This window comes from Chitinibacter sp. GC72 (assembly GCF_009760905.1).
Lineage (GTDB): Bacteria > Pseudomonadota > Gammaproteobacteria > Burkholderiales > Chitinibacteraceae > Chitinibacter.
In genome coordinates this window covers 51,823-69,810 of the sequence record NZ_VIRW01000004.1, presented here as the reverse complement: position 1 = coordinate 69,810, position 17,988 = coordinate 51,823, and the positions used below count along the sequence as shown (strand labels likewise).

19 protein-coding genes are annotated in these 17,988 nt (G+C 57.5%); 11 read left to right on the top strand and 8 right to left on the bottom strand.

The features are described 5' to 3' along the window. Positions 1-3: 3 nt before the first annotated feature. Both FLS37_RS05215 and rtcA read left to right on the top strand, forming a co-directional pair. Positions 4-810 (top strand): nucleotidyltransferase domain-containing protein, encoded by an 807-nt coding sequence (locus FLS37_RS05215; protein ID WP_157314903.1) that lies wholly within the window; start codon positions 4-6, stop codon positions 808-810. 73 nt (positions 811-883) lie between these two features. Continuing rightward, positions 884-1,903, top strand: a complete 1,020-nt coding sequence (gene rtcA, locus FLS37_RS05210) for an RNA 3'-terminal phosphate cyclase (RefSeq protein WP_157314902.1) — start codon at positions 884-886, stop codon at positions 1,901-1,903. Here rtcA and FLS37_RS05205 read toward each other — a convergent pair. The 3 genes from FLS37_RS05205 to FLS37_RS05195 form a co-directional block, all read right to left on the bottom strand. Continuing rightward, entirely contained in the window at positions 1,896-2,243 is a 348-nt protein-coding gene (locus FLS37_RS05205; protein WP_157314901.1) for a low molecular weight protein tyrosine phosphatase family protein, read from the bottom strand. The two genes, rtcA and FLS37_RS05205, sit on opposite strands and share 8 nt — an antisense overlap. Positions 2,244-2,321: 78 nt before the next feature. Beyond that, on the bottom strand, positions 2,322-2,942 hold the full coding sequence (gene prfH / locus FLS37_RS05200; protein ID WP_157314900.1) for a peptide chain release factor H: 621 nt from the start codon (positions 2,940-2,942) through the stop codon (positions 2,322-2,324). Beyond that, positions 2,939-4,078 (bottom strand): RNA ligase RtcB family protein, encoded by a 1,140-nt coding sequence (locus FLS37_RS05195; RefSeq protein WP_157314899.1) that lies wholly within the window; start codon positions 4,076-4,078, stop codon positions 2,939-2,941. The genes prfH and FLS37_RS05195 overlap by 4 nt, the downstream gene beginning before the upstream one ends. Positions 4,079-4,442: 364 nt before the next feature. Between FLS37_RS05195 and FLS37_RS05190 the strand changes: the two genes are divergently transcribed. After that, positions 4,443-6,845, top strand: coding sequence for a bifunctional diguanylate cyclase/phosphodiesterase (locus FLS37_RS05190; protein ID WP_157314898.1), 2,403 nt, complete (start codon positions 4,443-4,445; stop codon positions 6,843-6,845). On the opposite strand, the gene FLS37_RS05185 is transcribed toward FLS37_RS05190, so the two are convergent. After that, complete coding sequence (locus FLS37_RS05185; protein ID WP_157314897.1) at positions 6,816-7,181, bottom strand: hypothetical protein; 366 nt, start codon at positions 7,179-7,181, stop codon at positions 6,816-6,818. The genes FLS37_RS05190 and FLS37_RS05185 overlap by 30 nt on opposite strands. A gap of 237 nt (positions 7,182-7,418) precedes the next feature. Between FLS37_RS05185 and FLS37_RS05180 the strand changes: the two genes are divergently transcribed. Further along, a complete protein-coding gene (locus tag FLS37_RS05180; RefSeq protein ID WP_157314896.1) occupies positions 7,419-7,640 on the top strand; it encodes a hypothetical protein in 222 nt (73 codons plus the stop codon). Positions 7,641-7,756: 116 nt separating this feature from the next. Here the strand turns inward: FLS37_RS05180 and FLS37_RS05175 are convergent, their stop codons facing one another. Beyond that, the gene (locus tag FLS37_RS05175; RefSeq protein WP_157314895.1) at positions 7,757-7,978 is read right to left on the bottom strand and encodes a DUF2061 domain-containing protein; all 222 of its coding nucleotides are present in this window, start codon (positions 7,976-7,978) and stop codon (positions 7,757-7,759) included. A 302-nt stretch (positions 7,979-8,280) separates the two neighbouring features. Between FLS37_RS05175 and FLS37_RS05170 the strand changes: the two genes are divergently transcribed. Together FLS37_RS05170 and FLS37_RS05165 are read left to right on the top strand one after the other, a co-directional pair. Continuing rightward, positions 8,281-8,760, top strand: a complete 480-nt coding sequence (locus tag FLS37_RS05170; RefSeq protein WP_157314894.1) for a universal stress protein — start codon at positions 8,281-8,283, stop codon at positions 8,758-8,760. A 327-nt stretch (positions 8,761-9,087) separates the two neighbouring features. Beyond that, positions 9,088-10,725 carry a methyl-accepting chemotaxis protein gene (locus FLS37_RS05165; RefSeq protein ID WP_157314893.1) on the top strand — a complete coding sequence of 546 codons (1,638 nt, stop codon included), beginning with the start codon at positions 9,088-9,090 and terminating at the stop codon, positions 10,723-10,725. A 17-nt stretch (positions 10,726-10,742) separates the two neighbouring features. On the opposite strand, the gene FLS37_RS05160 is transcribed toward FLS37_RS05165, so the two are convergent. After that, positions 10,743-11,132, bottom strand: a complete 390-nt coding sequence (locus FLS37_RS05160) for a VOC family protein (RefSeq protein ID WP_157314892.1) — start codon at positions 11,130-11,132, stop codon at positions 10,743-10,745. Positions 11,133-11,197: 65 nt separating this feature from the next. Beyond that, entirely contained in the window at positions 11,198-12,352 is a 1,155-nt protein-coding gene (locus FLS37_RS05155; RefSeq protein ID WP_157314891.1) for an alanine--glyoxylate aminotransferase family protein, read from the bottom strand. A gap of 317 nt (positions 12,353-12,669) precedes the next feature. Here FLS37_RS05155 and FLS37_RS05150 point away from each other — a divergent pair, with 317 nt between their 5' ends. Beyond that, positions 12,670-13,623: a serine aminopeptidase domain-containing protein gene (locus FLS37_RS05150; RefSeq protein ID WP_157314890.1), complete on the top strand. Its 954-nt coding sequence runs from the start codon at positions 12,670-12,672 to the stop codon at positions 13,621-13,623. Here the strand turns inward: FLS37_RS05150 and FLS37_RS05145 are convergent. Continuing rightward, complete coding sequence (locus FLS37_RS05145; RefSeq protein WP_157314889.1) at positions 13,620-14,387, bottom strand: sporulation protein; 768 nt, start codon at positions 14,385-14,387, stop codon at positions 13,620-13,622. The two genes, FLS37_RS05150 and FLS37_RS05145, sit on opposite strands and share 4 nt — an antisense overlap. A gap of 236 nt (positions 14,388-14,623) precedes the next feature. Between FLS37_RS05145 and FLS37_RS05140 the strand changes: the two genes are divergently transcribed. The 4 genes from FLS37_RS05140 (at position 14,624) to FLS37_RS05125 (ending at position 17,876) form a co-directional block, all read left to right on the top strand. Next, positions 14,624-14,863, top strand: a complete 240-nt coding sequence (locus FLS37_RS05140; RefSeq protein WP_157314888.1) for a sulfurtransferase TusA family protein — start codon at positions 14,624-14,626, stop codon at positions 14,861-14,863. A 90-nt stretch (positions 14,864-14,953) separates the two neighbouring features. Then, entirely contained in the window at positions 14,954-16,003 is a 1,050-nt protein-coding gene (gene pyrC, locus FLS37_RS05135; RefSeq protein WP_157314887.1) for a dihydroorotase, read from the top strand. Positions 16,004-16,529: 526 nt separating this feature from the next. Continuing rightward, complete coding sequence (locus FLS37_RS05130) at positions 16,530-17,027, top strand: hypothetical protein (protein ID WP_157314886.1); 498 nt, start codon at positions 16,530-16,532, stop codon at positions 17,025-17,027. 96 nt (positions 17,028-17,123) lie between these two features. After that, on the top strand, positions 17,124-17,876 hold the full coding sequence (locus FLS37_RS05125) for an SDR family NAD(P)-dependent oxidoreductase (RefSeq protein ID WP_157314885.1): 753 nt from the start codon (positions 17,124-17,126) through the stop codon (positions 17,874-17,876). Positions 17,877-17,988 lie beyond the last annotated feature (112 nt).

The following is a 17,988-nucleotide window of genomic DNA, read 5'->3' as shown; positions in this document are numbered from 1 at the left end:
AAAATGAAAATACTGAGTGAACATCCAATCGATCCGGCAATCGCAGAGCGCATCCAGCTCGAACTCGCAGCCATTGAAGCGCGTCACAATGTCACGATTCTGTTCGCTTGCGAATCGGGCAGCCGTGGCTGGGGCTTTGCTTCGCCCGATAGCGATTACGACGTGCGTTTTGTCTATGTTCATCGCCTTGATTGGTATCTCAGCGTCACCCCGCAGCGCGATGTGATCGAAGTGCCGATCAGCGATGAGCTCGATATTTGCGGTTGGGAATTGCGCAAAGCGCTGGCCTTGCTGGGCAAATCCAATCCGACCTTGTTTGAATGGCTGGATTCGCCAGTCATTTATCAGGAACAGGCGACGCTCACCGAGCCATTGCGTGGTTTGATGAGCGACTATTTTTCCGAACAAAAAGCACACTGGCATTATGTGTCGATGGCCAAAAAGAATTTCCGTGGCTATCTGCAAAGCGAGTCCGTGCGGATGAAGAAGTACCTGTACGTGTTACGCCCCTTGCTGGCCATGCAGTGGATAGACGCAGGCCTGGGCATGCCACCGATGAAGTTTGCCGCTTTGGCCGAAGTCATGCTCAAAGATCAGCCTGAGTTGGTACGTGAAGTCAATGAATTACTGGCGATCAAAATGCGCTCAGGCGAGGCTGAATATGGCGCGCGCTTTCCATTGATTCATGCGTTTATCGAGCACCAACTGGCGGAGCAGCATAAGACGAGTACCGACTTTCGCAAGCCCAATGGCCAGCAGGCTTTGCTGGATCAGCTATTGCGCCAAGCGGTGCTGCAACACAGCAATTAGAAAATCGCAGCGGCTGTACGTCTTCATCAATGGCACGGCAGCACTGCGGTTTTAATATGAAGTGAAAATAATAATGAACAAACAACTCATTGAAATCGACGGCGCTAGCGGCGAAGGCGGTGGCCAGATTTTGCGTAGTGCGCTGACGCTGGCAATGATCACGGGTCAGGCATTCCAGATTAAAAATATCCGCGCCAAGCGCCCCAAACCCGGCTTGCTACGCCAGCATTTAACAGCGGTTGAAGCTGCGGCGGCGATTTGCGGGGCGCAGATGACCGGCGCTCAGATCGGCTCAACGTCGCTCAGTTTCAAGCCCGGCGCGATTCGCGCTGGCGATTACCATTTTGCGATTGGCACCGCCGGTAGCTGTACGCTGGTGCTGCAAACGATATTACCTGCGCTGTGGTTTGCCGATGCGCCCAGCTCTGTGTCGGTGAAGGGTGGTACGCACAATAAAGCCGCGCCGCCGGCCGATTTTCTAATTCGCGTTTGGCAGCCGCTGATGGCGCGCATGGGCGTGCAGCAAGAAATCACACTAAAGCGGCACGGTTTTTATCCGGCGGGCGGTGGCGAAATTTGCGCGACAGTGTCGCCGTGCCCATCATTGCAGGGTTTCGATCTGTGCCAGCGCGGTGCTTTGCGCAGTATTAGCGCCACGGCGCTGATTGCGGGTGTGCCGGCCAAAGTCGCGCAGCGTGAGCTGGCCGAAATCGAGCAAAAAATTGCTGGCGTCAGCACTGCGGTACGCGGGCTCAGCAACGATCAAGGCCCCGGCAATGCGGTGCTGATTGAAATTGAGCATGAAAATATCACCGAAATGTTCACCAGCTTTGGCGAAAAAGGCGTCAGCGCCGAAGCGGTCGGCAAGCAAGTCGCACATCAGGTGCAGCGCTATTTGCATAGCGGCGCGGCAGTGGACGAGTTTTTGGCTGATCAGTTGGTGCTGGCTTTTGCGCTGGCAGGGTCGGGGCGCTTTACGACAACGCACGCGTCAGCGCATTTGCTGAGTAATATCGACGTGATCAGGCAATTTCTGCCCGTTAATATCACGCAAACGCAGGTGGAAGGCGGCGTAGAGATAGTTGTTAGTTAAGGTCAAGAATGCCAGCCACCGATTGCTCCAATAGATCGATCAGCTCTGGCGCCATAAATTGGTAGTCGTCGGGAATATCGAGCACATGGATGGGTTTGTTGCTCAGCAAGCGACTAAATTGCGCGCGCAGCCGTGATTGGTGCTTTTCTTCCATCACGCAAATCACATCCGCCCAGCGAATATCATCGACCGACACCGTATGCCGCGCATTCGGGCTGGTGCCCGCCGAGCGCGTTTGCAGCCGCGGATGCTGGCGCCAAAGCTGCTCGGCCGTCGGGCTGCGCCACTGATTGCGGCTGCAAATAAACAGGACCTTGGTGCGCTCTGATTTTTGTGCCATTGCTTCACTCCCAATCTTTAATCTGCAGGGTATTGCCATGCAAGCCATATCCAATATGAGCTACATGGCAATACCCAATCAGGCTAAGTTTTCAATAAATTGCTCGCCCTTGAAAACCCGTTTCGGGCTGCCGCGTTCTAGCTGGTAGTGCTGCAAGCGTCGTTCTGCGCGCTGTGCGCCCAACTCATCCGCAGCGCGGCTGGCCAGACGGTGGGCGATTAGCTGCTCGGCCAGCCGTTTATTGGCATGCTGGCTGCGCTCGGTTTGCACTTTCACCGTAATGCCGCTGGCGATATGCGTGGCGCGCACTGCCGATTCGGTTTTATTGACATGCTGCCCGCCGGGGCCAGATGAACGCGTCGTTTCAAAACGGATTTCATTGGCCAGATCGCTCGCAGGCGTGGCGCAGCGAAAAACACCAATAAACCAATTTTTGCGCAGATGCCGGGGGCGATACGGGCTGGCGCAAATCCACTGGATCGTACCCTCCCATTGCCGGATCAGTTGATCTGCGCCTTCGCCATCAATACTGAGCAATACCGAGCGCAAAGTACCAGCTTTATCGCCAGCTTCTTGCTCCAGCAGATCCAGCACCAGCTTGCGCTGTGCGGCCTCTTCAATCATACGGCCGAGCGCTTTGGCGACCGCCAGCTGGCATTCCTGCGGCCCTTGCGCGGCGGAGATTTGCATTAAACTCATTCGCAGCACTCCCCACGCGTTTTGTAGGTGAGCACGGGTTTGAGCCGCGCAATCACTTTGACCAACCCTGCGCCGACCAAGGTAGCAATGATATTGCTGGCCGGTTTGTAGGCCTCCGGCGCTTCCTCGTAAATCAGCGCGCGATCGGCGCAAATCACCTGGCTGCCGAGCTTGGTGCGGCTCAATTGCGCGACGGTATAGCGGCCACTCAAGCGGCCTTTGCATTCGCTGCGCATCCACTTGCGACCCGCGCCATGCGCGAGCGATTGCAGGCTGATGTCGCTGGGCATGGGTTGAACCAGATAGCTGTAATCACCGCGCGAGCCGGGAATCACCACCGCGCCTTGATCGGCTGGCGTTGCGCCTTTGCGATGTATCCAGCCTGGCTGGCCGTGCATCTGTGCTGGCAGCACCAGATTGTGATTCACATCGAGAATTTGCGACCCATCGCAAGCCAGTTTCGCCAGAATGCGCTGCGCAATCAGATGCCGGTTTACTTCGGCAAAACGCACCGCCTGATCATGCTCGGCCAGATACGCCCGGCATTCCTTTGAGTCGGCCAGCAAACCCTGATGGCCGTGCTGGTCAATATGCTGGCGCAAAATATGCTGCCCCAAGCCACGCGAGCCGCTGTGTACCAACAGTTGCAGCTGCGCTTTGTTCAGCCCCAAGGCCGCAAATGCTTCAACATCGTGAATCTCGTCGAAGCACTGCAATTCGGCAAAATGATTGCCACCGCCAATAGTACCCAGCGCTTGCCGGAAACCAATTTCGGCAGGTAATTGGCTGGCAATCACAGCCTGCCATTCTTCGTCCAAGGGGCCATCGATATTGCCGATTTTCTTTTCCAGCTTGCTGAGGCTGACTTTTCTGGCGTCCAGATTAGTTTGCCAGAGCGCCATACCGCAGCCGATATCGCCACCAATCAGCGCCGGGTAAATGTATTCAGTAGAGAAAAAAGCCGCACCAACCGGATAGCCGCGGCCAGGGTGTAAATCCGGCATGCCGGAAACGTATTGCATGCCGGGGAGTTTGGCGGTGTTTTGGAGCTGCTGAATCGCATCGCCTTCGATCCAGGTGTCTGCTGCCGCGATTAAATTAACGCGCGCAGACAGATTTTGTACGTTTGTGCCCATGATAAATCCATATCAATTTTTGAAATATTTGATGTGGCAGGCCGCAGCCCTGGGCAAGACGAAGGATTTACAGCGAGGAAATCTCGATCAAGCTAGGCGCGGACTGCGGAGAATGTGGTGGTGTTTTGCATGATTTGTTTCTCCTTTACAGTACGGTTGATCAATAGAATGGTCTGCAGCATATATGCGGCGAGGGACAAATCAAAGCACGGCGTTGTTGCGGGATGTAACCTTGCACCGCTGATGAACGGTTAATGGCAAGGCGCATCCTTTCTGCAGCTCTGCTCATTACTTAATTTGATTTGTATATTCAACAGTTTGGTAGTAAGAGTAATAACTGGAATCATCCCGGTGACGATCAATCATGTGGCATGCCATTCGCAGCTTTTATACCAGATTTTCATCCGCGCAAAGCGTGCGTGGCCGTGTTTCTACGGCAATGGGTGTGGCTGGTATTGTGCTGGGCATTCTCCTCACCGCCGTCATGCACTGGCGCTGGGAAGACAGCGTGCGCTCGGCCGCCCAGACCCGCCTGCAATTAACCGCCCAACGCGCAGCCGACGCCTTGCTGGAAAATCTGGGCAATCGCCAGCTGCAGATTCAGCAGCTGGCCGATGTAATTTCCCTGTCACCGCAGCCAGAGCCCGCCAGTATCCGCCGGCTGTTTGACCAGCTACAGCAGCGGCAGGCCGATTACGCCTGGATCGGGCTGGTCGATGCCGACGGGCTGGTGCAAGTATCAAGCCGTGGCCTGCTGGAAAACAGAAACGTGGCGCAGCGCTACTGGTTTCAGGCCGGTTTGCGCGGGCCATTTTTTGGCGAGCCGCATGAAGCCGTGCTGCTCGCCAAGCATTTTCCGGCCAGAGCGGATGGCGAGCCTTTGCGCTTTATTGATGTCGCAGTGCCCATACGCAACGCCAGCAATCAACTCACCGGCGTGCTGGGCGCGCATCTGTACTGGGACTGGGCCAAATCCATTGTCCACAGCGTCAACGAAACCGAGGAGATCGAAGTTCTGCTGGCTGACCAGAAAGGCAACTGGATTATGAAGCCGCTGGCCGAGCCTTCGCACAATCTGGCGCAAATGGCGGCGCAACAGGATCCGGAACGCTATCTGTCAGCACAAACCACGCTGCATTTTCAGCACTCGATCGAGCAAGTCCGCTGGACTGTGGTGGTGCGCGAGCAGGCACAGCATGTTCTGGCACCGATCAAATACACGCGCAATCTGATGCTGCTGCTGGTGATTACCGGAGCGGCGATCTTTGCGCTGGTATCCTGGAGCATTGCCGGACGGGTGGTACGCCCGATTGTGGCGCTGGCCGAGCTGGCCAGAATGTACCCGGTCTCTGGCAGCGAAACACCCGCCAAACCGGAACAAAACCAGCGCGATGAAGTGGGAATGATGGGGCAGGTGATGCACCAGCTGGCGTATTTTGACCTGCTCACCGGGCTGGCGAACCGGCGGCGGGCGCGCGAATATTTAAACACCGCCCTGCAAAAACAGGCGCAGCACGCACAGTTCGGTGCCATTGTGCTGATTGATCTGGACCATTTCAGCCATCTGAACGACACCCTAGGCGATGAAGCGGGTGATCAGCTGCTGATTGAAATTACCCGCCGGATGCAGGGCATTGCCGTGCCCTGCGATATGCTGGCGCGGCTGGGTAGCGACGAGTTTGTCGCGCTGTTTTCAGCGCCGCACAAAGAGCAGGCACGCCAGCTGGCCGCCGACTGGGCGCAACAGGCCCTCACACGAATCAAGCAGCTTGTTGATCTGGGCGGCAAGCTTTATCACTGCCACGCCTCGGTGGGCATCAGCCTGTTTGGCGAGCGCAGCATCACCGCCAACGAGGTATTCAAGCAGGCCGAAGTGGCAATGTTTGACGCCAAAAATTCGCATCACAGCAAAATTGTGTTTTTTGACGAAGCCATGCAGGCCAGCCTGGACGAGCGCGTGCTGATGGAGCGCCTGCTACGCCAGGCCATGCCGGGCGAAATGTACCTGCTGTATCAGCCACAAATCGACCAGAACGGCCATATCCTGGGAGCCGAGCTGCTGGCACGCTGGCAGCAACCGCAGCTGGGCATGATTTCTCCGGCGCGCTTTATTCCATTGGCCGAAGAAACCGGGCTGATTATCGTGATCGGGCACTGGGCGCTGGAAGAAGCGTGCAAACAGCTCAGGCGCTGGGCCAGCGAGCCGGAGACGGCGCATCTGGTGCTGGCGGTGAATGTCTCGGCACAAGAGTTTGTCTTGCCCGATTATGTCGAGCGCGTCGTCAGCGTGCTGGAAAAAAGCGGTGCCAATCCTCGCCGTCTGAAGCTGGAGCTTACCGAAAGCATTCTGGCCTCCGATGTCGAGCAAGTGACTAGCAATATGCAAATGCTGCGCAACTATGGGGTGAGCTTTGCGCTGGACGACTTTGGCACCGGTTTTTCTTCGCTGTCCTACCTGAAAAACATGCCGTTTGACCAGCTCAAGATTGACCAGTCATTTGTGTGCGATATGACGGTGAATCCCAGCGACGCCGCGATTGTTAAAGCGATTGTCGCACTGGGCCACAGCCTGAATCTGGACGTTATCGCCGAAGGCGTTGAAACCGAGGCGCAGCAGCAGTTTTTGCTGGAAAACCACTGCTACCGTTTTCAGGGCTATCTGTTTGGCAAGCCCATGCTGATGGCCGAATTCGAGCAAGCCTGCCGTCTGGACTGGCAATCGCGCAGCCCGCAAGATTTACCGCTGGGCGTCAATATCCGCCAGTGATTCCTCACCCTTGGCGGTGATAAAGTACCCGACTTCCCCTTCGCGTGTTTCCAGATGGCCTTTGCGCAGCAAAAAAGCCAGCGCCTCGCCATTCACTTTAACGCAGGGGTCGGCTTTCAGCTGGCGCAAGCAATCAATGCACAGCGTCATGAAAATGGTCTGCTTGCCCAGATCGGTAATTTGCAAAATACCGGTTTTGCGCTCGTAGGCCGCCAGCTTCTGGCTAGTTAGCGCTTTCACGTTTTTAAACACCTTGTGGCTTAGCCGCGTGGTTTTTAGGCCGCGTGCCACTTCTTTTAATGCGTCCATTTCGTCTTTGGTTAATTTACCGCTCATGCCGCTGTCCTGTCTTTCGATCAAATTTGCCCGCTATGGTACGCGCCCCGCGCGCAGATGGGAAAATTTGCACGCCTGAGCGGTCAGCCGGGCGGCCTTTGCGCTGCATCAAGCGCCGAACAAATGATAACGATTTGCAATTGCATTTATATTCGAAAGCAGCTAGATTGAGTCCATCATCGTTCAATCGGCAGGCCTGCGGGCTGAAGCCTCCCAACACTGACAGGAAAGCAAGCCATGACGCATTCACCCCTTTGGGCTGGTGCCCTCAGCTTGGTGCTGATCCACACCGAAACTGGCTGTAATCACGCGGCGCAACAGGCCGCAAACCTGCTGGCCCATCTGGCCGAAGACGAGGCAATGGAATACGAAACCCGCGCCCTGTGCGAAAGAGCCTGCGAGCGCCTGCGCAGCGCCGCCGAGCGCACTGCCATGCCTGCCACAGCACGCAAAACCTGATGATTACTGCCCAAGGGTATAGGCATGCAGCAATTGCTGAAAAAAGCGTACAGGCATATACCCTAGCTCTGTGATGATCTGCATATCAATCACCTCTTGATGGACGCGTATTTATCTCAAGCCAGCATGCCAGTTTCGTGGGTGGCATCGCTCTGCTGCGCAGCCTGTGCACCACGATAGGCGTCCCACACTTTTTCATGGAAAAAATACGCCACGGTGTTGACCATGGGTTCGATCAGCGCCAAGGCGCTGGCAATGCCAAAACTGCCGGTCAACACATAGGCAACGGTAAAGGCCACGGTGAAATGCACCACCGCAAAAGTAATTGTTTTAGTCATGATGAGCTCCTAGAGTGGCTGTCGTTTCGAGTTTTCACGCCAGCTAATTAGGCGGGGAAACGCTGGCCTCTGAATGCATTGATCATCACAGGCTTGAGCTGATAATAATCATTCTCAATCACAAGATAAAATTGATTGTATTCAGCACATCAATAGACATTCACTATCAATCCGCAAGCCTGATTCCCGGCACGCACCGTTCAAACCCCGCTCATGCCCGGCGTGCCAGCAACAGCGTGGCGCGGGCACTAGACTGAAGTATTCCCTCCAACTCAGCGCCGCAGGCCGGCAAGGAGTTCATCATGTATCAACATATACTTGTTCCACTGGATCAGGGCGATACGGCAGCGGCGGCGTTCGAGCATGCGCTGGAAATGGCCGCGCTGTGCAATGCCCGCCTGTATCTGGTGCATGTCCTCGATATTGCGCCCGCCGTGATGGCGGCCGGGGCTTTGCCGGGGCTGGATTACCCGGGCTATGGCGTAGCGCGTGAAACGCAGGCGGCCGCCAGCCGCGAGTTTCTGGAAGCCTATGCCGCACGTGCAAAAGCCTGCGATCTGGCCTGTGAAACCCGGCTGATCGAGCAATGGGGCGGCGATCCGGCACGCACCCTGCTCAGCGCCGCCACCGATTGCCACGCCGACCTGATCGTGATGGGCACGCATGGCTACTCGGGTTTTATGCACCTGATTTTTGGCAGCGTCGCCGAAAGCCTGCTGCACCACACCACCATCCCGGTGTTGCTGGTGCGCAAAAACGACGACGATGATGATGACGAGTAAACCACACCTCAGCTGCTGGCCAGTCTGATCGCTTGGCTATTTGGTCCGATCTGGCCAGCGTGGCTACTGGCCGCCACCGCTGTTGTGGCTTGGTATTGGCGGCACAAATCACTAAAGGGTATATTGCTGCAGATCAACCATCACAAGACACCTCAGCATATACCGGCAACAGTATCTATCCTGTCCGGCTTGAGATGGCTGTAGACAAGCTACACATCGACCCACAAACAACGGTGTGGCCGAGCATGACGGCATCCCGATTGCATATACTTTCCGTACTTGATACCCTTGATTCAACATCAAGAAAGACAAATTACGGAGCTGTCAATGCGCCTTTTTCACCGATTATCCCTGTTTACCCGCATTCTGCTCTGGCTACTGGCGGTTCAGCTGCTGGCCATTCTGGTATTCAGTGCCAGCAGTTACTACGGCAAAATCGCCGATGTGCGGCACAGCATGGACGCCCGGCTGGTGGCCGCGGCCAATTCGGTGCCGTATATGCTCAGCACCGACTACATCAGCCGTGCCAGCCAGGCTGGCAGCATTGACGAGAAAGAATACCGTGCACTGGTGCTGCGGCTGGGCGAATACTCGCGCCGCGTGGGTCTGGCTTACTGCTATGTGCTGACCGTACGCGACGGCAAAGTGTATTACCTGGGCGATGGCGCGCCCGAAGTCGAAGTGGCCGCTGGCAGCTACGCCAAATATTTCGAGCACTACAGCGATGCCGACCCGGCGATTTTAACCGCCTGGCAAGGCAAGCAGACGCAGTTTGCCGAATATCGCGACAAATACGGCGAATTCCGCTCGGTCTTTATGCCTGTGACGCAAGGCAATCAGCAATACCTGATCGGTGCTGACGTCACCACTGCGCAGGTCGCACAAGCGCAACGCGACGAGCTGATCCACATCGTCGAGCTGGCCTTGCTGTGCTTGGCACTGGGCAGCGTGCTGGCCTGGTTTGCCGCCCGGCAAATGGCGCGCCGTCTGCAAAGCTCGGCGCAGCGCATTGCGCAGATGGCTACGCAACGCGATTTGCGCCAGTCGCTGCAGGAAGAGGGCGCAGATGAAATTGCAGCCATGATGAATCAGCTCAATCAGCTGCTGCAATTGCTGCGTGACACGCTGGCCAAAGCGGGCAGCAGCGCCACCAGCAATGTGGTCGCTGCCAGCCAGTTTCACGGCCTCACCGAAAACATGAGCCGCAATCTGCAACACAGCACCCAGCATATTGAAGCGCTTAATCAGGATGTACAGGCCATTAGCCGCAGCGCGCAACATTCGGCCACTCTGGCCGGCGCAACGCGCGACCGCGTGATTCAGGCCGGCACCCGCCTGCAAAGCGCGGGCACCAGCTTTGGCAATATGTATGACGCGGTTAACCACAATGCCGGCGCAACGCAAAATCTGGCACAAGAGCTGGACCAGCTGGCGCAAGCCACCGGGCAGATTACCCGCGTGCTCGACGCAATTGGCGCGATTTCGGATCAGATCAATTTGCTGGCGCTGAACGCGGCCATCGAAGCGGCGAGGGCAGGTGAAGCCGGGCGCGGCTTTGCCGTGGTGGCCGATGAAGTGCGCAAGCTGGCCGGGCAAACGCAGCTCTCGCTGCAGGATTCACGCACGGCGATTGCCCGCGTGGTTGACGGCATCAGCGTCACCGCCCGCGATATGAGCGGCATGTCCGAGCGCGCCAGCCAGCTGGTCACCACCGCCGATCAGGCCGTGAGCCAGATTCACGAGCTGGTCACCATGATGCACCAGACCGCCAGCGAAGCGGGCGAGGCAGTGAGCGAGGCCGAGCAGATCGAACAAGCCGTACACCATATCGTCACCGAAGCAGCGCAAGCCAATCAGCAGCTGCACAGCACCGCGCAGCATTCACAGCAGATTCACGCCATCGCTCGCCAGATTGGCGACGCCTCCAGCGATCTGCAGCGTCAGCTGCAGCAATTCAATACCTGATCGTGGGGGCTGTGGCGCTAGACCATTGGCGTGCACAGCTCCACCAGCGTGCCATCGGGGCAACGCAGATACGATACCGTTTGCCCCCAGGGTTTCTGGCCGGGTGCGGCCAGCTCGCTGGCACCGTACTCGAGCGCGAGCTGATGCGCCGCGTCGATGTCGGTGGTGACCAGTGCAATCTCTACGCCCAATGGCTGAGCGGACGCGTGAGCGGTGAGCACACCGCCCGCAAAATGGCTGCCAGCCAGCTCCTGCTGGGCGAAGGCCAGCGTGGTCTCGCCGGTGGCCAGCTCTCCGTACTGGCCGGATTCATGCAAAAAGCGCAGGGAAAAACCGAAAGCGCGCGAGAAAAATTCGAGCGATGCCGCAACGTCGGGCACATAAATAATCGTATAGCCAAATTTCACTTTATACCTCCACAGGTATTGCCCGCTAAGCTAATTCGAACAAGCTCTAGCGGGCAATACATCCATCAAGCCTTCAGCACATTCGTCAGCGCATTCATTAGCAATGCCACATTCTCACGCCGTGCGCCGTAGCCCATCAGCCCGATGCGCCAGGCCTTGCCCGCCAGCGCGCCCAGCCCGGCACCGATTTCCAGATTGTAATCATTGAGCAATTGCGCACGCACCGCCGCATCATCCACGCCCGCCGGAATATGCACGGCATTGAGCTGCGGCAGCCGATATTCGGCATCCACAACAAATTGAATGCCGAGCTTTTCTAGGCCATCACGCAACAATTCATGCATGGCGGCGTGGCGCGCCCAGGCGTTTTCCAGCCCTTCATCGGCCAGCAAGCGCAATGATTCATGCAGCGCATACAGCGCATTCACCGGCGCAGTGTGGTGGTAGCTGCGTTTTGCCCCCGTTGCATTGCTCCAGTAGCCCATCACCAAGGTCTGATCAAGAAACCAGCTTTGCACCGGCGTAGTCCGTGCCTTGAGCTTTGCTACTGCCGCCGGGGAAAACGATAGCGGCGACAAGCCCGGTACGCACGACAGGCATTTCTGGCTGCCCGAATAAATGGCGTCGATACCCCAGTCATCAACGCGCAGCTCAATGCCGCCCAGCGAAGTCACTGCATCAACAATGGTCAAGCAGCCTGATCTTTTGGCCAGCGCGCACAAAGCCTGCGCGTCCGAACGAGCGCCGGTAGAGGTTTCGGCGTGGACAAAGGCCAGAAATTTCGCGTCCGGATTGGCTTTAAGCGCCGCTTCCACAGCCGATACGTCAACGCACTTGCCCCATTCATTGTCAACCAGCACGGCCACTGCGCCGATGCGCTCGACGTTTTGCCGCATCCGCTCGCCAAACACGCCGTTGCGGCAGACGATGACTTTCTCGCCAGGCTCGACCAGATTAACAAAACACGCCTCCATCCCGGCCGAGCCGGGTGCCGAGACGGCCAGCGTCATCTCGTTGCGGGTTTGGAAGGCGTATTGCAGCAGCGTTTTAACTTCGTCCATCATGCCGACAAACAGCGGGTCCAGATGCCCTAGCGTTGGTTTGGCCCCGGCGGCGAGCACACTGGGATACACATCGGACGGCCCCGGGCCCATCAACGTGCGGCGAGGCGGGTAAAAAGGTGCAATCTTGGGTCGAGCGATGGCGAGGCTAGCGGACATGGCAAACTCCAGATGATACAGCGATCGGTGATATGCAAAAGCGCTCACGCCAGGCACAAAGCGGCAGCGTAAACCTTTTGCCTTTGTAAACCATTATGGCGCTGCCTTGAAACAAGGTCACGATTTTGCTGCAGCCGCACAATATTTCGGCCACACCGCGCCCGCCGGGCGTCATAAAGCCCGATTGCCACCACCGGCAATGCCGACTAAGCTCCTAATCTGTTTGATTCCGTATAAACCCTATGCCGCTCGCCGCCATAATCCGTGCGCTTTGCCTTTTTGCCGCGCTCATCCCGCCCTGCTTGGCTGCCACCGGGATGAGCAAAATCCCGGCGCAGGCGGGCCGCCCCGAAATCACCGTGTTTTATCCGGCGCTGGGGCAGAATGTGCCATTGACGCAGGACGAGGTCAGCTTTGCTGCCTTGCCCAATGCGCCGCCCCAGCCGGGCAATGGCCGCCTGATCGTGATTTCGCATGGCTCGGGCAGCGCGGCGTCGTCCTACGCGGATCTGGCGCGCACGCTGGTTGAGGCCGGATTTGTCGTTGCGCTGCCGCAGCACAAGGGCGACCATCGTGGCGACAACAGCGCGGCAGGCCCGGAAAGCTGGAAAACCCGCCCGGCTGAAATCTCGGCAGCCATTGATGCAATGGCCGAAGATCGGCGCTTTTCACCGCATTTGCGCCTTGATCGTGTTGGAATGTATGGTTTATCAGCCGGTGGGCACACGGCGCTGACACTAGCGGGCGCTCGCTGGTCGCCTGCACGGCTAGTCAGCCATTGCGAGCAGCATATCCGGCAGGATTTCAATGCCTGCGCCGGGCTGGTGTTTGCCCAGCGGGGCAACTGGCTGGATGAGGTTAAAACCGCCATCGTGCTGCAGGTGCTGCGCTGGCGGTTTAGCGAGCGCCGCGAATACAGCTATCACGAGCCACGGATTGCGGCCATTGTGGCCGCCGTGCCGTATGCCAGCAATATCCTCCCGCAAAGCCTGGCTCCCGCCAAAGTACCATTTACGCTGATTACTTCGCGGCAGGATCAATGGCTGCACCCGGAGTTTCACAGCGACCCGATTTTGCAGGCCTGCCGCCGCTGCAGCCTGCTGCATGATTTTCAGTACGGCGGGCACGGTGCGATGCTCTCGCCCATCCGCGCCTACCGTGACCCGCTGCTGATCAAGCTGATCGCCGACCCGCCGCGTTTTGACCGCCGCGAAACCGCCACGGTGAACCGGAAAGTGGCGGCGTATTTTCTGGCGCAGCTGGGCAATTAGCCAATAATACTGCGCAGGCGGCTTTCCCAATCAACGCTTTGCCAGTCGTGCCCCATCAGCAGGGCGCGGTAGCTATCGCCACTAAAGCGGCGATCGACTTCAATCAGCACATGCACGCCTTCGCTGCGTGGAATGCAGCTGATTTCCACTTCCTGCACCCGGCCAAAAAAGCCTTGTGCTGGGCGGAATTCAAACTCCTGATAGCAACCCAGACTGCTGTAAACATCATTAACCCGCACCGAGCCCAGCTCGACATCGCAGCTGGTGTGCGCATAGCCCAGCACACCCATCGCCGCGATCAGGCGCTGCATTTGCGGCAGCGGATGAACATCCAGATAATCACGATCCTGCGCATCGACAGCCGAGGCAATCGCCAGGTCGGTATGCACCCACACCGCAGCACGCACCTGGGGTTGATACGGATACCCCGGGGTTGAGAGCGCAATGCCATTGTTCACCGGCGTCTCCAGCGGCAGCGAGAGAGAAAACGGCAGGCGCAGGGTTTCACCGGCTTTGACCACCAGCGCGCCAGAGGCCTGAAACTGGCCAATCGGCTGCGCCACCCGCGCCTCGCCATGCTCGGTATCGCGCTCAGCCTCGGCCATCAGCACCAGCCGGATGTGTTCGATTCGCTGCTCTACGCTGCCGCCCTGAACTTCCACATGGCCGCTTAAAGTGCCGCCGGGGTAAACGCTGGCATTGTCCAGCACTGTATTCACCGTCGCGCCGCCGACGCCAATGGAAGCAAACAATTTTTTAAACATGATTTCTCTCGAAGAAGGACGCAGCCAGTGCTGCGTGCAATCAGATGGCGGGCAAAGCAGAAAGTTTCAAGGCCAGGCCGACTAATTTGCTGCGATTATGGATGAGGTATAAGCCCGAATGAGCCACCCCCATTCAGCCAGCGGGCCATACCCTGATTACCCTGCGATTGGCGCTGCCCGTCTTTGACAGGCTTGGTACAATATCGGCATTCAACCATGCCGCAGCCGAGCCGTTTATGTCCAATCGCCCCGAAGCCAATCTGCAGACCGATTTATCCGGCCTGAATTGCCCCTTGCCGATTTTGCGCACCAAGAAAGCACTGGCCGCGCTGGAAAGCGGCCAATTGCTGCAAGTGACGTGCACCGACCCGGCCACGCCGACCGATTTTGCCGCCTTCTGCAAGCAAACCGGCAACGAGCTGGTCGAGCACTGGCAAGCCGATGGCAAATTTCTGTTTCTGATCCAAAAAAGGTAAGGAGCGAGGTGAAAGGAGTAAGGTGAAAACCTTGACCCCGAACGCCCTTGCCCCTCACGCCCAACCCCTTACACCTCACTGGAAATCATCATGACCCAAACTTTAACGATTGCCCGCCCTGATGACTGGCATTTGCACCTGCGCGATGGCGCAGGCCTGGCTAGCGTATTGCCACATACTGCGCGTGAATTTGGCCGCGCTATTGTGATGCCCAATCTGAAGCCGCCAGTGACCAATGCCAAGCTGGCAGGCGAGTATCGCGAGCGTATTTTGGCCGCGCTGCCAGCCGGGGTTTCGTTCCAGCCCCTGATGACGCTGTATCTCACCGACAATACCACCCCGGAAGATATCGTCGCGGCCAAAAACAGCGGCTTTGTGCACGGCGTAAAATTGTATCCGGCGGGCGCCACCACCAACTCGGACGCAGGCTGTACCGATGTGAATAAAGTGCTGCCGACCATCGCCAAAATGGCCGAAGTCGGGCTGCCGTTTCTGGTGCACGGCGAAGTGGTCGATAGCGAAATTGATATTTTCGATCGCGAAGCGGTGTTTATCGACCGGATTATGCTGCCATTATTGGCGAAATTTCCCGATCTTCGCGTGGTTTTCGAGCATATCACCACCAAAGATGCGGCTGAGTTTGTCGCCAGCGCAGGTCCAAATGTGGCCGCGACCGTGACAGCGCACCACTTACTAATGAACCGCAACGCCATGCTGGTCGGCGGCATTCGCCCGCATCTGTACTGCCTGCCGATTCTGAAACGCGAAGTGCATCGCCAAGCCTTGGTGCGCGCGGTGACCTCGAGCGACGTGGCCATTCGCAGCAAGTTTTTCCTCGGCACCGACAGCGCGCCGCACGCCAAAGGCGCGAAAGAATCATCTTGCGGCTGTGCTGGTATGTACACCGCACACGCGGCTTTGCCGCTGTACGCCGAAGTGTTTGAGGCGGCCAACGCGCTCGACAAACTCGAAACCTTCGCCAGCAACAACGGCCCGACTTTCTACGGCCTGCCCGTGAGCGAAGAAAAAGTGACTCTGGTGAAAGAGAGCTGGACAGTACCGGCCGAATACCAGTTTGGCGATAGCGTCGTCGTGCCACTGCGCGCAGGCGAAACCATCGCGTGGAAATTGCAGGATTAAGCAGGCAATACGGCGGTGTTGAGGGTCGGCTTATGGCTGTTCCCCGATGTCCTTGATGTGAGAAAAAGCTAGCACAGTGATGAATCAAGCACCTCAACACCGATCAAGCAGCCCGCTAGGAAATGGTGATGTTCTCAATACGTGTTGATCCGAGCTGCGCTGCTGGATCTGGGGCTTAAAATCCCCTGTCGCCCATCGCCGAGGGAGTGGAGCGAGACAAATGGCTTTATCGTTTGGCTCGCGACCGACCGAGGCGTGGCGGAGCTTGGCAACTTGTTGCCTTAGCGTAGACCGTGGCCTAAGGCTTATAGCCCGGAGGGCCGCAGGCGGGGGTCGCCTTCTCTTGCTTACCTTCTCTTGGCGAAGCAAAGAAAGTGAGTCCCCGTCGCGGATTGCGACTGTAAAACATCGCGCCGAAGGCGCTAAAAACAATCAACTCGAATTGAGAACATTGCCAAAAAATCAGGGTATTGCCCTGCAGAGCAACCTCAAACTAGCCTTCAAGCCAATACCCAAAGGATAAATCATGATTATTCATCGCAGCACCAGCAGCCCCGGCTGGTGGCTTTCTGGCGCAGTTCTGCTGGCGCTGGCCTGGTGGGGCAAACCACTGGTGCTGTCCGACCAGTTTGAAAACCATTTTTATGGCCTGTTTTACTACTCGATCCTGGCTGGCATGGCGCTATTCTGGGCTTTGCCGAGTGAGCAGCGCTTTGCCAAAGGGATATTCGAGCGCCGAACCATGCTATTGGGCCTGATTACGCTGCGTACACTCAGCGAGCCAGTCAGCGCATTTAGCGAAATCCGTCTTGAGCAAGACCCGAATCTGTTTCGCAAAGACACCATTTGGCTGATGATCTGCGGCCAAAAAGGCGATGGCGAGCAGGCCGGGCAAGTCGAGCGCTTTGCCTTTGCCAACTGGCCCGCCACCGCCCGCAATCTGGCCACCGCCCAAGCCACCGCCGCCGCACTATCCCAAGCCAGCGGCCTGCCGGTGATCACTGCCGAGACCCGCGCCGAATAAATCACAGCCCACAAGCAGGCCACTCGACAATTACCAACCAGTAGCGCAATATACCAACTGGTAACTATTCGCGCTGCAAGGTATCGGGAGGTCTGCATGGCTCACACTGCTTGGATTACTGGCGCCAGTGGCGCTATGGGTAGCGCGCTGGCGCGGCGGCTTAGTCAGCAGGGCTGGCGGCTAGTGCTCACCGCGCGCGACGAGGGCGCACTGCTGGCTTTGGCCAATCAGCTACCCCAGAGCGCGCTGGTGCTGCCCGCCGATCTCACGCTGGCGGACACCGCCGAGCAAACCATCCAGACCGCCATCCAGCTCGGGTTTATCCCCGATCGGCTGGCGCATTGCGTTGGCAGCACGCTGATCAAACCGCTGCATTTAAGCAGTGCCAATGATGCACAGCAGGTATTCGCCGCCAATTATTTCAGCGCCTTTTATACGCTAAAAGCCTTTATCGCCCTGCAACTACGGCAAAAAACCCCAGCCAGTGCAGTATTGGTCGGCTCGCTGGTCGCCAGCGCCGGATTTCCCAACCACGAGATCATCGCCAGCGCCAAAGCCGCCGTCGCCAGTCTGGCACAAACCAGCGCCGCCACCTATGCCGAGCGCGGCATACGGGTGAACGCGATTATGCCGGGGCTAACCCGCTCGGCACTGACCGCACGGATGACCGGCACCGACGAAGCCTGCGAGCGCAATGCCAAGATGAATCCGATGGGCCTGATCGGCAGTGGCGACGACAGCGCTGCGCTCATCGCTTTTTTGCTCAGCGACGACGCCCGCTGGATCACCGGCCAACAAATTGGCGTCGACGGCGGCCATGCGGTCTTGCATCCTTTGCCGAAAATCTAGGGTATTGCTATCTAGCCTAATAATATCAATACATACAAAGCAATACCCACATCAAAATGGTAATTTTCAGATTACGTGTTGATGGCTTTTTGAGCCGTGGAATTGCTTTTGT